Annotated in this window: 14 protein-coding genes; 8 read left to right on the forward strand and 6 right to left on the reverse strand. The window is 72.4% G+C overall.

What is annotated here, in order from left to right; genetic code table 11:
• The first annotated feature begins 39 nt into the window (after positions 1-39).
• From FHG10_RS02490 to FHG10_RS02505, 4 genes are all read left to right on the forward strand, one after another.
• A complete protein-coding gene (locus tag FHG10_RS02490) occupies positions 40-639 on the forward strand; it encodes a SipW-dependent-type signal peptide-containing protein (RefSeq protein WP_152351733.1) in 600 nt (199 codons plus the stop codon).
• A gap of 169 nt (positions 640-808) precedes the next feature.
• Entirely contained in the window at positions 809-1,294 is a 486-nt protein-coding gene (locus FHG10_RS02495) for a hypothetical protein (protein ID WP_152351734.1), read from the forward strand.
• The gene (locus FHG10_RS02500) at positions 1,291-1,989 is read left to right on the forward strand and encodes a signal peptidase I (RefSeq protein WP_152351735.1); all 699 of its coding nucleotides are present in this window, start codon (positions 1,291-1,293) and stop codon (positions 1,987-1,989) included. The genes FHG10_RS02495 and FHG10_RS02500 overlap by 4 nt, the downstream gene beginning before the upstream one ends.
• The gene (locus FHG10_RS02505) at positions 1,986-2,543 is read left to right on the forward strand and encodes a hypothetical protein (protein ID WP_152351736.1); all 558 of its coding nucleotides are present in this window, start codon (positions 1,986-1,988) and stop codon (positions 2,541-2,543) included. The genes FHG10_RS02500 and FHG10_RS02505 overlap by 4 nt, the downstream gene beginning before the upstream one ends.
• Positions 2,544-2,669: 126 nt before the next feature.
• Here FHG10_RS02505 and FHG10_RS02510 read toward each other — a convergent pair whose 3' ends face one another.
• Together FHG10_RS02510 and FHG10_RS02515 are read right to left on the reverse strand one after the other, a co-directional pair.
• Entirely contained in the window at positions 2,670-3,032 is a 363-nt protein-coding gene (locus tag FHG10_RS02510) for a PLD nuclease N-terminal domain-containing protein (RefSeq protein ID WP_152351737.1), read from the reverse strand.
• A gap of 53 nt (positions 3,033-3,085) precedes the next feature.
• Positions 3,086-3,817: a GTP pyrophosphokinase gene (locus FHG10_RS02515; RefSeq protein WP_227487986.1), complete on the reverse strand. Its 732-nt coding sequence runs from the start codon at positions 3,815-3,817 to the stop codon at positions 3,086-3,088.
• Between the two features lie 126 nt (positions 3,818-3,943).
• Between FHG10_RS02515 and FHG10_RS02520 the strand changes: the two genes are divergently transcribed.
• The gene (locus tag FHG10_RS02520) at positions 3,944-4,222 is read left to right on the forward strand and encodes a DUF4229 domain-containing protein (RefSeq protein WP_152351738.1); all 279 of its coding nucleotides are present in this window, start codon (positions 3,944-3,946) and stop codon (positions 4,220-4,222) included.
• Between the two features lie 32 nt (positions 4,223-4,254).
• Here the strand turns inward: FHG10_RS02520 and FHG10_RS02525 are convergent, their stop codons facing one another.
• The 4 genes from FHG10_RS02525 to FHG10_RS02540 all read right to left on the reverse strand — a co-directional run bounded on the left by FHG10_RS02525 (position 4,255) and on the right by FHG10_RS02540 (position 8,204).
• Positions 4,255-5,136 (reverse strand): 1,4-dihydroxy-2-naphthoate polyprenyltransferase, encoded by an 882-nt coding sequence (locus tag FHG10_RS02525; RefSeq protein WP_152351739.1) that lies wholly within the window; start codon positions 5,134-5,136, stop codon positions 4,255-4,257.
• A gap of 131 nt (positions 5,137-5,267) precedes the next feature.
• On the reverse strand, positions 5,268-6,596 hold the full coding sequence (locus FHG10_RS02530) for an AMP-binding protein (protein WP_227487987.1): 1,329 nt from the start codon (positions 6,594-6,596) through the stop codon (positions 5,268-5,270).
• Positions 6,597-6,601: 5 nt separating this feature from the next.
• Positions 6,602-7,570: a 1,4-dihydroxy-2-naphthoyl-CoA synthase gene (locus FHG10_RS02535; protein WP_152351740.1), complete on the reverse strand. Its 969-nt coding sequence runs from the start codon at positions 7,568-7,570 to the stop codon at positions 6,602-6,604.
• Between the two features lie 79 nt (positions 7,571-7,649).
• Entirely contained in the window at positions 7,650-8,204 is a 555-nt protein-coding gene (locus FHG10_RS02540; protein WP_264674019.1) for a GNAT family N-acetyltransferase, read from the reverse strand.
• Positions 8,205-8,381: 177 nt separating this feature from the next.
• On the opposite strand from FHG10_RS02540, the gene FHG10_RS02545 reads away from it, so the two are divergent.
• Genes FHG10_RS02545 through FHG10_RS02555 form a run of 3 tightly spaced genes read left to right on the forward strand, consistent with a single transcriptional unit; the run spans position 8,382 to position 11,424 of the window.
• The gene (locus FHG10_RS02545) at positions 8,382-9,905 is read left to right on the forward strand and encodes an amino acid permease (protein ID WP_227487988.1); all 1,524 of its coding nucleotides are present in this window, start codon (positions 8,382-8,384) and stop codon (positions 9,903-9,905) included.
• A 50-nt stretch (positions 9,906-9,955) separates the two neighbouring features.
• The gene (locus FHG10_RS02550) at positions 9,956-10,441 is read left to right on the forward strand and encodes a glutathione peroxidase (protein WP_152351743.1); all 486 of its coding nucleotides are present in this window, start codon (positions 9,956-9,958) and stop codon (positions 10,439-10,441) included.
• Positions 10,442-10,446: 5 nt separating this feature from the next.
• On the forward strand, positions 10,447-11,424 hold the full coding sequence (locus FHG10_RS02555; protein ID WP_152351744.1) for an o-succinylbenzoate synthase: 978 nt from the start codon (positions 10,447-10,449) through the stop codon (positions 11,422-11,424).
• The last annotated feature ends 61 nt before the right edge of the window (positions 11,425-11,485 follow it).

Genomic DNA, 11,485 nt, shown 5'->3' on the forward strand with positions numbered 1-11,485 from the left:
GGGGACAGTGTGGTCGCCCCGCTGGATCGAGGGGGAGCGATGTCAGGGGACGATACGAGGACGACACGGTCGAAGAAGGTCCGCGCGGTGCTCGCAGGCGGACTGGTCCTGGGCATCGGGGCGGCAGTCACGCTGGCGGCCTGGAACGATTCCGAGTACGCGCGGGGCGACTTCTCCGCCGGGGCGTTCGACCTCGAGGGCAGCACGGACGGCGCGGACTACGGCGAGCACCCCGCGGCCGACCCCGCCGCTGCCCTCGCTTTCAGCGTTGATCCCTCGAACCTGGCTCCCGGCGATTCCGTGAGCGCCCCGTTCGCAGTCCGTCTCGACGATACGACGACGTACGACGCGGTCGTCGACGTGCTTGCGACATCGACGTCGGGCGACGTCTCGGACCTCACGTACTCGCTCGTGCAGACGGATTCCTTCGGTTGCGGTCAGTCGACCGCCGCGACGCTGGTCCCTTCGGGCACCGCCGTCGGCCAGGTGCCCGGCGCACCGCAGTTCGATCTGACGGCCGGCGACGGCACCGCTGGGCAGCCCGTCACGCTGTGCTTCACCGTGAAGGCGGGCAGCGGCCTTGAGCAGGGACAGACGGGCTCTGCCACCTGGGAGTTCGCAGCCGAGTCCCAGGCCTGACAGAGGTCGCGCAAGGGTGGACGCGCGGTTGCCATGGTTACGGGCCGTCCTGGCCAGTGGCCTCGTGATGGGCGTGAGCGCCACGTCGTCGGTGGCGGCTTGGACCGACTCCGAATATGGGACCGGGACCTTCAGCGCTTCCCGTTTCGCGCTCCAGGCGACTGTCGCCATGCCCTATGACCCCGCCGGGCCCTGGGTCGAGCACGGGAGCAATGCGGCCGAACTCCAGCTCGCTGCCGGCGATCTGCGCCCGGGCTCCGCCCGTTACGCCGCGCTCGGCATCCGCACGACGCCCGGCTCCACCGGTGGGGAGCTCCACGTCCCCGGGGCGACGGTGAACGGCACCGCAGGGAACGGGTCCGCGTGGGCGTCGGCTCTGCGTTACCGGGTCGTCGTCTCCTCCCGCTGCGACGCGTCCGTGTTCTCCGCAGGCGCCGACTACGTGGTGGGCGGCGCCACCACCGCCCGCCCGCTCACCCGCGGGCAGGAGGATCCGTCCCATGGTCCGGCGCTCGCGGAAGCGACGGCCGATGGCCCCGGCGCGCCGACCGTCCTGTGCTTCGAGATTTCTCTGCCGATGGGCGCGAGCAACTCGCTCCAGGGATCCACGGCCGACGCCCGGTGGGATATCAGCGCGACATCGGAGGAGACATGAAGCGCAGAGCTCCCGTGCGCCACCGGAACGATCGCTCCGGTCGTGCTCGACTGCGCGAGGTGCCCGTCGCCGCGGCGAACGATCAGTCCGGTGACCGCCGCACCGTGCTCTCGTTCGTCCTCGCCCGCGTGCTCGATCTGGCTGCTGTCGGCGGCGCGATCTGCATCGTCCTGGTGCTGCTCGCAGTTCTGCTCCACATCACGCTGATCCTGTTCCGCACCGGGTCCATGGCCCCTGCGATCCCCCAGGGCTCCGTCGCGGTGGTTCGGGAGACCCCCGCGACCGACGTCGAGATCGGCGACATCGTGACGGTCGACCGGCCAGGGGACGCTCCTGTATCCCATCGGGTCGTGCGAGTCGAGCCGCAGGGCGGCGAGAGCGTCGAGCTCACGTTGCGGGGGGACGCGAACCCGGGGCCGGACCCACGACCCTACGAGGTCACCACGGTCCGACTGGTCCTCTTCCACATCCCCGGCCTCGCACCGTTCATCGCCGGCCTGGGCCGCCCGCCCGTCATGATCGGAGTGACACTCGCGGTCGCGGCGCTCGTGGTGTGGGCGCTCTGGCCCCGGAAACGAGCCCGCACCACCGAGGGCGAGACCGGGGAGGAGACGCAGGAGTCAGGGCGGGACGTCGAACCCGTCGACGGATCCGACGCCGAGGACAGGCGCGCTGAGGAGGCGGAGCCCCGATGAACGCCGCGGGCGAGGCAGGTCGACGGCACGGTGTGCTGCGGGCCCTGGGCATCGGGATGCTGGTGCCTCTCGCGCTCGTGGTCGGCTGTGTGCTGCCCGTGCGCGCGGAGCCCGTCGACGCGGAGTGGACGGCCCAGAGCCCGGCGCGTGCGCGGATGGTGGCCGCGCAGATCCCTCCGATCTCCCTCGCGAGAACGTGCTCGTTCAAACCCGGGATTCTCGGGGTGGGTGCTCGGGTCGAGGTCTATTGGAGACTCCCTGCGGGCTACCAGGTCTCGGACGTGCAGGCCGAGGCGTCGACCAAAGGACTGGGATCCGTGCTCGCCCCGATCACCGGGTTCAGCACCGCGAACAACACTGAGCGTGGATCCGACGGCGTCTACACCACGACCGTGCGCTCCAATCTCCTGGGCGGTCTGTTGGGACTCGGCAGCGAGCTCGAGCTCGCCTTCCTCGTGAAGGATGCGAGCGGGTGGACCTCGCAGACCCGGTCCGTGGCGACGAACGCAGGCCTCCTGGCCGGCATCGGCGGGACCTGCCGGAACCTCGACTGATCCCTCACGGCGGAAGGGACACAGGGCTCGGGCCGGTGCATCCCGGACCGGCCCCGCCGGGCACCCCTCGGGAGCGCTCGTGAAGAGCTCGGACGTGCTCTTCTGCTGCACTATGCGAGCTCGTCGTCAGGAGGTGGAGTCGTCTCCGTGTTCGCCGCGCTCACGCCTCTCACGGCGGATGTCCTCGTCCAGCTTGCGAAGGAAGTCCGGATCCTCGTCGGGAGCGAGTGGACGCGGCCGGGGCGAGCTGCCCGCTCCGCCCTGCCCGGGCTGCCATCCGCGAGGGCCGAACGGACCCGCGGTCCCGCTCTCGCGGTCCTTGCCGGCCAGCAGCCAGGTGAGCGGCCCCACCCACGGCAGCAGCACGATGAGCACGATCCAGGCCCACTTCGGCAGACCGCGCAGCTGCGCGTTCTCGCACTGGATGCAATCGGCGAGAGCGAAGATCGTCAGCCCGATCGAGGCGATGGCGAGGACACCCTTCAACATCCCCCGAGTCTACGGAACCTCGAGGGCCGGCGGGCCGGGCGCCCCGATCCTTCTCAGGACGCCAGGACCCGGCGCAGCTCAGCCATCTGCTCGTCGAGCTCCCGCGTGGTCTCGGCGATCTGCGACATGCGCCGGGAGTGCACCTCGGGCACGTCGCCGTCGAACTTGTAGCGCAGCGAGTGCTCGGTGCTCGCCCAGAAGTCCATGGCGATGGTGCGCAGCTGGATCTCCACGGGGATCTCGACGGTGCGGTCGGCGAGGAACACGGGGACCTGGACGATCAGGTGCAAAGAGCGGTAGCCGTTGGGCTTGGGGTCGGCGATGTAGTCCTTGACCTGCAGGACCTCGAGGTCCTCCTGGCGGCGGATCGCATCGCTCACGAGGTAGACGTCGGCCACGTACGGGCAGGTGATCCGCAGGCCGGCGATATCGAAGATCTGGGCGCGGATCGCGTCGAGATCGGCTGGGACGCCGCGGGCGACGATCTTCTGGGTGAGGGACTCGGCGGACTTCAGGCGGGTCTTCACGTGCTCGATGGGGGAGTGATCGTGCTGGGCGTCGAACTGCTCGCGCAGGATGCCGACCTTCGTGGAGACCTCGTCGAGTCCGAACTTGTACTCCATGAGGAAGCCGCGCATGCGCTGCTGCATGCGGCGCAGCATGGTCTCGGCGTCCGCATGCTCGGCGTCGGGCCCGGCCAGGCGGCGCAGGAAGTCCAGCGCCCGGGGATCGATCCCGTGCCCGGAGAACGAGGGGACGGCGTCGGACGCTCGCTCAGCACTCATACGAAGGATCCTCCCATCGGTCTCTGGAGGTTCGGTGCGAGGTTCCGGCACGGCGCCCCGGCGCTCCCTGTGGTCCGCGCCTCGGCCCGCACGGTCCGTCCAGGCGGGCGCACTACCCTGGCCTCCATGCGAGACGTCCTGCTCTATACGGTGATCCGGCTGGTGGTGCTGGCTGCTTCCTGGTGGCTGATGGTGCAGATCGGCGTGGGCCTCTACCTCGCCGGGATCATCGCCGTGCTGATCGCGTTCCTGGTCTCGGTGCTCTTCCTGCGCGCGCCCCGCGAGCGGCTCGCGGGGAGGCTGCAGTCGGCCGACGCACGCCGCCGCGAGCGCCGCGGCCCCGTCCGCGACGAGGACGCCGACGAGGAGGACGCGCTTCTCGACGAGGACGACGACGAGCGCTGAGCGCAGACGGTCGGTGACGTGCCGGGGGCGGCTCAGACCGCGAGGCCCACGAGGAGCAGCAGCGAGAAGACGAGCTCGAGCCGACCCGCCTGGGCCAGCACGGGGATGAGCGCGCGCCCCTGCGTGCCGGCGAGCACCGTGCGCAGCGGGCCGACCGCGAGGATGGTGGCGAGCAGCACCACGAGCACCGGCGGATGGACCACCATGACCGGCACCATCAGCACGAACGGGACGGCGAGGCACGCCGCCAGCAGCATGCGCGTGCCCCGGTCGCCGAGCCGCACCGCGAGGGTGTGCTTGCCGGCGACGGCGTCGGTGGGCAGGTCCCGCAGGTTGTTGGTGAGCATGATGACCACGGCCAGCAGACCGATCGCGCAGGCGGCGAGGATCGCCACCCAGCTCACGCGGAGCGTGATCGCATAGGCGGTGCCGCCCACGGCGACCAGCCCGAAGAAGATGAACACGAACAGCTCGCCCAGGCCCAGGTAGCCGTAGGGCCGCTTCCCGCCGGTGTAGAACCAGGCCGCAGCGATGGCGGCGGCCCCCACGATCACGGTCCACCAGATGCCGGCGATCGCGATGAGGACCAGTCCGAGCAGGCCACCGAGCCCGAGCGCGAGGAACGCCGCGCGCTTCACGGTGGCCGGGGCCGCTGATCGCGAGCCGGTGAGCCGGAAAGGCCCCACGCGGTCGTCGTCCGTGCCGCGCACGCCGTCCGAGTAGTCGTTGGCATAGTTCACGCCGACCTGCAGGCAGAGAGCCACGCCGAGTGCGAGCAGGGCACGCGGGATCACCACGGCGGCGTCGAAGCCGACGTCCCAGAGCGCCGCCCCGGTGCCGGCGGCGACCGGGGAGATCGCGGCGGGAAGGGTGCGCGGGCGAGCGGCCTCGACCCATTGGGCGAACGTGGCCATGATGCTCCTCGAGGCAGGTCTGCGGTGGCAGGACCGCAGTTCACGGCCCCATCAAGGATACGTCCGCCGGGGCCGCGGCCGGGGTGCGCCCCGTGGTGGCATGGGTCGCGCCGCAGGGCTCCGGGACGTCCTCAGGCGTGCGCGGAGGCCGCGCGGGCCGCCGCGGCGCGGTCGATCTTGCCGATGCCGAGCCGCGGCAGGGCCTCGACGACGTGCACCCGCCGCGGCACGGCGTGGGAGGGGACCCCCGTGGTCCGCAGCGCGGAGCGCACGAGGGCGGGCAGGTCGTCGGGCTCGGTCGGTGCGCCGTCGGCAGGGACGACGAGCGCTTCGACGCGTCGGCCCCATTCGGGATCCGGCACGCCCACGACGACCCACTCGGCGAGGAGTCCGCGCAGCATCAGGGAGCGGTCGATCGCTCGCTCGACGTCCTGCGGGACGACCTTCAGGCCGCCGGTGGTGATGACGTCGTCCGCACGGCCCAGGATCTTCAGCCGCCCCTCGTCGATCCGGGCGAGATCGCTGGTGACGAAGGCGCGCTCGCCGTCGGGGCCGATGACGGGGAAGTCCTCCGTCGCCGCGGTGCCGTCCTCGAGCACGTAGCCGTGGGCGAGGGTGGGGGAGCGCAGCCGCAGGCGGCCCTCCTCCTCGCCGTCCTCCGCCCCGACCAGCTCGAGCGCCACGCCGGGGAGCGGCACGCCGTCGTAGACGCAGCCGCCCGCGGTCTCGGAGGACCCGTAGGTCGTGCGCGCGGCGATGCGCGCCCCCGTGGCGCGCGCGAGCAGGTCGGGCGGCGTGGCCGCGCCGCCCACGAGCACGGCGGAGAAGCGTGCGAGCAGTGCGCGGGCCCGCGCCCCGTCGGCCGACGCCTCGCCGAGCAGCCGGGTGAGCTGGGTGGGCACGAGCGAGGTGAAGGCCGGGAGCCCCGTCTCCGCGGCATTCTCGAGGGCGGGCTCGGCGAGGGCGACGAAGCGGGCGGCGTCGAAGTGGACGGAGAGATCCGGCAGGGGATCGGGGAGCGGGACGCGATCGAGTCCCAGCACCTGGGCCGTGCGGTGGGCGCGGGCGATGACCTGGATGCCGGCGATGTGGGTGGGCGGCAGCAGCGGCAGCCAGTGCCCGTGGCCCGCGTGCGCGGCCCGGTCGGCAACCGTGTCCCGGGCGCCGTCGTCGTCCGCGAAGAGCCGCGCGGTCGCGTCCTGCGAGGCGAGCAGCGTGCGCAGGGGATGCGCGACGGCCTTGGCGCGGCCCGTCGAGCCGGAGGTCGGGACCACCAGCACGGTGTCCTCGAACCCTGCGGGCATCGTCGTCGGCGGGTCGAACGGTCCCAGCCACAGCCGCCCGCGGCCGGCCATGACCTCGCCGATCGCGCGGGCGTGCTCGGCGAGCGAGGCTGCGGAGCCGTCGAAGGGGGAGGGACGGATCCAGGGTGTCGTGGTCTGCGGTGCGGTCGGGGCCACGGGGCTCAGCCCTGCGGGTGGGGGAAGGACGACCAGTCGGGGGCGCGGTGCTCGAGGAAGGCGTCGCGGCCCTCGACGGCCTCGTCGGTCATGTACGCCAGTCGCGTCGCCTCGCCCGCGAAGACCTGCTGGCCCATGAGGCCGTCGTCGGCCAGGTTGAAGGCGAACTTGAGCATGCGCACCGCCTGCGGGGACTTCGTGGCGATCGTCGCGGCCATCGCGAGGGCCTCGTCCTCGAGGTCGGCGTGGTCGACGACCCGGTTCACCGCGCCCCAGTCGTAGGCGTCCTGGGCCGAGTACTCCTCGGCGAGGAAGAAGATCTCGCGTGCCCGCTTCTGGCCCACCTGCTTGGCGAGGTACGCGGAGCCGTAGCCGCCGTCGAAGGAGCCCACGTTCGCGTCGGTCTGCATGAAGCGCGCGTGCTGGCGCGAGGCGATCGAGAGGTCGGCGACCACGTGCAGGGAGTGACCGCCGCCGGCTGCCCACCCGTTGACCACGGCGATCACGACCTTGCCCATGGTGCGGATCAGCCGCTGGACCTCGAGGATGTGCAGCCGGCCTCCCTGTCCGGGGCTGACGGTCTCTGCGGTCTCGCCGCCCGCGTACTGGTAGCCGGAGCGCCCGCGGATGCGCTGGTCCCCGCCCGAGCAGAACGCGAAGCCGCCGTCCTTGGGGGAGGGGCCGTTCCCGGTGAGCAGGATGACGCCGACCCCGGTGTCCAGCCGCGCGTGGTCCAGCGCCCGGTAGAGCTCGTCGACCGTGTGCGGGCGGAAGGCGTTGCGCACCTCGGGACGGTCGAAGGCGATCCGCACGCACGGCAGGTCCCTCGGCGCCGCGGGGTCCGAGCGGTCCACGGCGCGGTGGTAGGTCACGTCCGTGAGCGCGGGACCGGCCAGCTCGTCGGGGCCGACGTCCCTCCAGCGCTCGGGATCGAAGGTGTCGGAGACGGCGCGCGGAAGCTCGGTGCGGGGCATGGTCGCCAGGGTATCCCCGGGTCGCGCGGGGCTCGGCCCGCTCACGGGTGATCCGGCCGACGCGGAGTGACCGACGCCCTCAGGCTCCGTCGGCCCAGGGCAGGAGCGGGGTGGACGGGGCGGGATCGGTCGCGAGGCGACCGTAGGCGAGGACGTCCACGCGCTCGCCGCCGATGAGGAACTTCTCGCGCTCGGTGCCCTCGTGCAGGAAACCGGCGGCCCGGGCGACGGCGCCCGAGGCGGGGTTGTCGACGCGGTGGCCGAGCTCGAGGCGCTCGAGCCCCCACCCGCCCCGGTCGACGGGCCGCAGGGCGCGCTCGGCGAGGGTGGCCGCTGCGCGCGAGGCGAGTCCGCGGCCGCGGTGCGCGGGGTGCAGCCAGTAGAAGAACCAGCCGTTGCGATTGCCCTCGTCGACGCTCACGGCGACCAGGCCGATCATGCGGCCCGGCGCGCCCTGCGCGCCGCGGGCGGTCTCGGGCACGTCGTCCACGATCGCGAAGGCGTGCCGGTCCGCGCCGCGCAGCCAGGTGCAGTACTGCTCGGCCGACGCCGCGTCGTGGACGTCGCCCTGTCGGGCCATGTCGGGGGAGGACGTGAAGGCCTCGAGGATCGCTCCGGCGTCGTCCGCTCGCACCGGACGGAGTCGAGGGCCTGGCGGCGCAGGGAGCGATCGCTCTACCGCGGCCGACGTCGCGTGATGAGGCATGCGAGCAGGCTACGGCGTCTCCCCCTGTCGATCGACCCGTCGGCCGGGCAATCCCGTCCGCGCGTCGCCGCCCGGCACCATCCGCCGATCGGTAGGGTCCCGCGGGTGACTCACTCCCCGTCCTCCACGACATCGACGTCGACCGGCTCGGATACCCCGGGCTCGCGCGCCCCCGACGCCCCGCACCTCGAGCGCTCGCTCGGCAACCGCCACATCCAGCTGATCGCGATCGGCGGTGCCATCGGCACGGGCCTCTTCATGGGGTCGGGCAAGACGATCTCGGTGGCGGGCCCTTCCGTGCTGCTCGTCTACGTGGTCATCGGCTTCATGCTCTACTTCGTGATGCGCGCGATGGGCGAGATCCTGCTCTCGCGCCGCGAGTACCGGAACTTCGCCGATTTCACCGGCGACCTGCTCGGCCCCTGGGCGGCGTTCTTCACCGGGTGGACCTACTGGTTCTGCTGGGTGGTCACCGCGGTGGCCGACGTCATCGTGATCGCCTCGGTCTACCTCCGAGACCTGGTGCCGATGCTGCCGGGCTGGGCCACCCCCGTTCTCGCGATCGTGGTGATCGCCCTGCTCATCGGCCTGAACCTGCCGACGGTGCGCGCCTTCGGCGAGGCCGAGTTCTGGTTCGCCATGGTCAAGATCGTCGCGATCCTCGCGCTCATCGTCCTGGGACTCGTGCTCGTGCTCACGGGCTTCGAGACCTCGGCCGGTCCCTCGAGCTTCACCCATCTGTGGGCCGACGGCGGCTTCTTCCCGCGCGGCTTCACCGGCTTCGTCGCCGCCTTCCAGATCGCCACCTTCGCCTTCGTGGGCATCGAGCTCGTGGGCACCGCGGCCGCCGAGACCCGCGACCCCGAGAAGAACCTGCCGCGCGCGGTGCGCTCGATCCCCGTGCGCATCCTGCTGTTCTACGTGGGCGCCCTCGTGATCCTCATGTCTGTGATGCCGTGGACGGTGTACAGCGCCGACGACTCCCCGTTCATCCAGGTCTTCGCGACCGCGGGGCTGCCCGCGGCCGCCGCGATCGTGAACCTCGTGGTGCTGACCTCCGCCATGTCCTCGGCGAACTCCGGGATCTACTCGACCTCCCGGATGGTGTTCGGCCTCGCCACCCAGAACGACGCGCCGCGCCTGTTCGCACGCGTCTCGCGCCGCCACGTCCCGCAGAACGCCCTGTTCCTCACGGGAGTGATGCTGCTGGCCTCGGTGGTGCTGCTCGTCCTCGGGCTGGGCGAGTCGACCGCGTTCTCCGTGGTCACCACCGTCTCCTCGCTGTGCTTCATGTTCGTGTGGACGATGATCCTGCTGAGCTACCTGGCCTACCGCCGCCGGCGCCCGCAGGACCACGCCGCGAGCCGCTTCCGGATGCCGCTGGGCGGCGTGATGCCCTTCGTCGTGATGGCGTTCTTCGCCTTCCTGCTGTGGGCGTTCACGGGCGCGTCGGACACCCTCGCGGGCCTCCTCGCGACCCCCGTCTGGTTCGTGCTGGTCGCGATCGGCTACGTGCTGATCCGACGCAACGGCGCCCACGCCGCCCAGCGCGAGGAGTTCCGGGCGCGGGTCGCCCGCGAGAAGGACGAGGCGGCCCGCTGGCGGACCGAGCCCGTCGAGCGGGTCTAGCCTGGACGGGCGCGGCGCCGCCGCACCCACCCGTCCCGCAAGGAGACCCCATGACCACGCTTCACGACTTCACCGTGCGCACCGCCGAGGGCGCCTCCACCGACCTCTCGCAGTACGCGGGGCAGGCCGTCCTCGTGGTGAACGTCGCCTCGAAGTGCGGGCTCACCCCGCAGCTCGACGGCCTCCAGCACCTGCAGGAGCAGTACCGCGAGCAGGGCCTGGTCATCCTCGGATTCCCCTGCAACCAGTTCGCCGGCCAGATGCCCGGGAGCGACGAGGACGCGGTCACCTTCTGCCGCACCACCTACGGCGTCGACTTCCCGATCCTCGCGAAGATCGACGTCAACGGCGAGGACGCCGCCCCGCTCTACCGATGGCTGCGCTCGCAGCGCTCCGGCAAGGACGGAGCCGACATCGAGTGGAACTTCGCGAAGTTCCTCATCGGCCCCGACGGCGCCGTCGTCGACCGCTTCGACCCGACCGTCGAGCCCGCAGACCTGCGCGGGCCCATCGACGTCGTGCTGGCCGCGGCGTGAGCCGCATGCGCATCCCCGCCGCCCTGCGCGAGCAGGGCATCGAGGACGCCCGCTGCTGGTCGATCCCCATGACCACCCGCTTCCGCGGGATCACCGTGCGCGACGGCGTGGTGCTGCGCGGACCCGAGGGCTGGGCCGAGTTCTCCCCGTTCTGGGACTACGACCCGAAGGAATCGGCCGCCTGGCTGCGCTGCGCGCTCGCCGACGCGACCGCCCCGCGCCCCGCGCCCCTGCGCGAGAGCATCGAGGTGAACGTGACGATCCCCGTCGTCCCGCCCGCTCTCGCGCACCGTCTGGCGAGGGTGGGCGGCGCCCGGACCGCGAAGGTGAAGGTCGCGGACGTCGCCTCGAGCCTGCCCGAGGATCTCGAGCGCCTGGAGGCCGTGCGCGACGCCCTGGGGCCGGACGCCCGCATCCGCGTGGACGCGAACGCCCGCTGGGACCGCGACGAGGCGGTCGCCGCGATCCCGCAGCTGGACCGCGCCGCGGGCGGCCTCGAATATGTCGAGCAGCCCGTCGCCTCGCTCGAGGACCTCGTGGCCGTGCGCCGGGCCGTCGACGTGCCGATCGCGGCCGACGAGCTCGTGCGCCGCGCCGAGGACCCTCTGCGCGTGGCCCGGGCGGGCGCGGCGGACGTGCTCGTGATGAAGGTGCAGCCCCTCGGGGGCGCCGCACGCTGCCTCGAGCTCGCCGCCGAGGCGGACCTCCCCGCGGTCGTCTCGAGCGCCCTGGAGTCGAGCGTCGGACTGAGCGCGGGCCTCGCCTTCGCCGCCGCCCTGCCCGAGCTGACCCACGCCTGCGGGCTCGCAACCGGAGTCCTGCTCACCGGCGACCTCGTCGCCGCGCCGCTGCGCGCCGAGGGCGGCACGATCCCCGTCGAGCGCCCGCGGCCCGAACCCGAGCTGCTCGAGTCCCACGGTGCGCCGCGCGAGCTCACCGCCCGCTGGGAGCAGCGTCTCGAGGCGTGCGCACAGCTGCTGTGACCGGGGCGAATGCCGTGACCCGCGGCGCGAAAGGACGCGAGCAGCGATCGGCGCGGGAGTC

This window comes from Brachybacterium subflavum, assembly GCF_009299795.1.
GTDB lineage: Bacteria > Actinomycetota > Actinomycetes > Actinomycetales > Dermabacteraceae > Brachybacterium > Brachybacterium subflavum.

Coding starts and splice junctions, on each gene's coding strand:
- FHG10_RS02500 (WP_152351735.1), top strand. CDS start 1,291: ATGAAGCGCAGAGCTCCCGTGCGCCACCGGAACGATCGCTCCGGTCGT.
- FHG10_RS02550 (WP_152351743.1), top strand. CDS start 9,956: ATGACCACGCTTCACGACTTCACCGTGCGCACCGCCGAGGGCGCCTCC.
- FHG10_RS02505 (WP_152351736.1), top strand. CDS start 1,986: ATGAACGCCGCGGGCGAGGCAGGTCGACGGCACGGTGTGCTGCGGGCC.
- FHG10_RS02510 (WP_152351737.1), bottom strand. CDS start 3,032: ATGTTGAAGGGTGTCCTCGCCATCGCCTCGATCGGGCTGACGATCTTC.
- FHG10_RS02555 (WP_152351744.1), top strand. CDS start 10,447: ATGCGCATCCCCGCCGCCCTGCGCGAGCAGGGCATCGAGGACGCCCGC.
- FHG10_RS02490 (WP_152351733.1), top strand. CDS start 40: ATGTCAGGGGACGATACGAGGACGACACGGTCGAAGAAGGTCCGCGCG.
- FHG10_RS02525 (WP_152351739.1), bottom strand. CDS start 5,136: ATGGCCACGTTCGCCCAATGGGTCGAGGCCGCTCGCCCGCGCACCCTT.
- FHG10_RS02535 (WP_152351740.1), bottom strand. CDS start 7,570: ATGCCCCGCACCGAGCTTCCGCGCGCCGTCTCCGACACCTTCGATCCC.
- FHG10_RS02495 (WP_152351734.1), top strand. CDS start 809: ATGCCCTATGACCCCGCCGGGCCCTGGGTCGAGCACGGGAGCAATGCG.
- FHG10_RS02520 (WP_152351738.1), top strand. CDS start 3,944: ATGCGAGACGTCCTGCTCTATACGGTGATCCGGCTGGTGGTGCTGGCT.
- FHG10_RS02515 (WP_227487986.1), bottom strand. CDS start 3,817: ATGAGTGCTGAGCGAGCGTCCGACGCCGTCCCCTCGTTCTCCGGGCAC.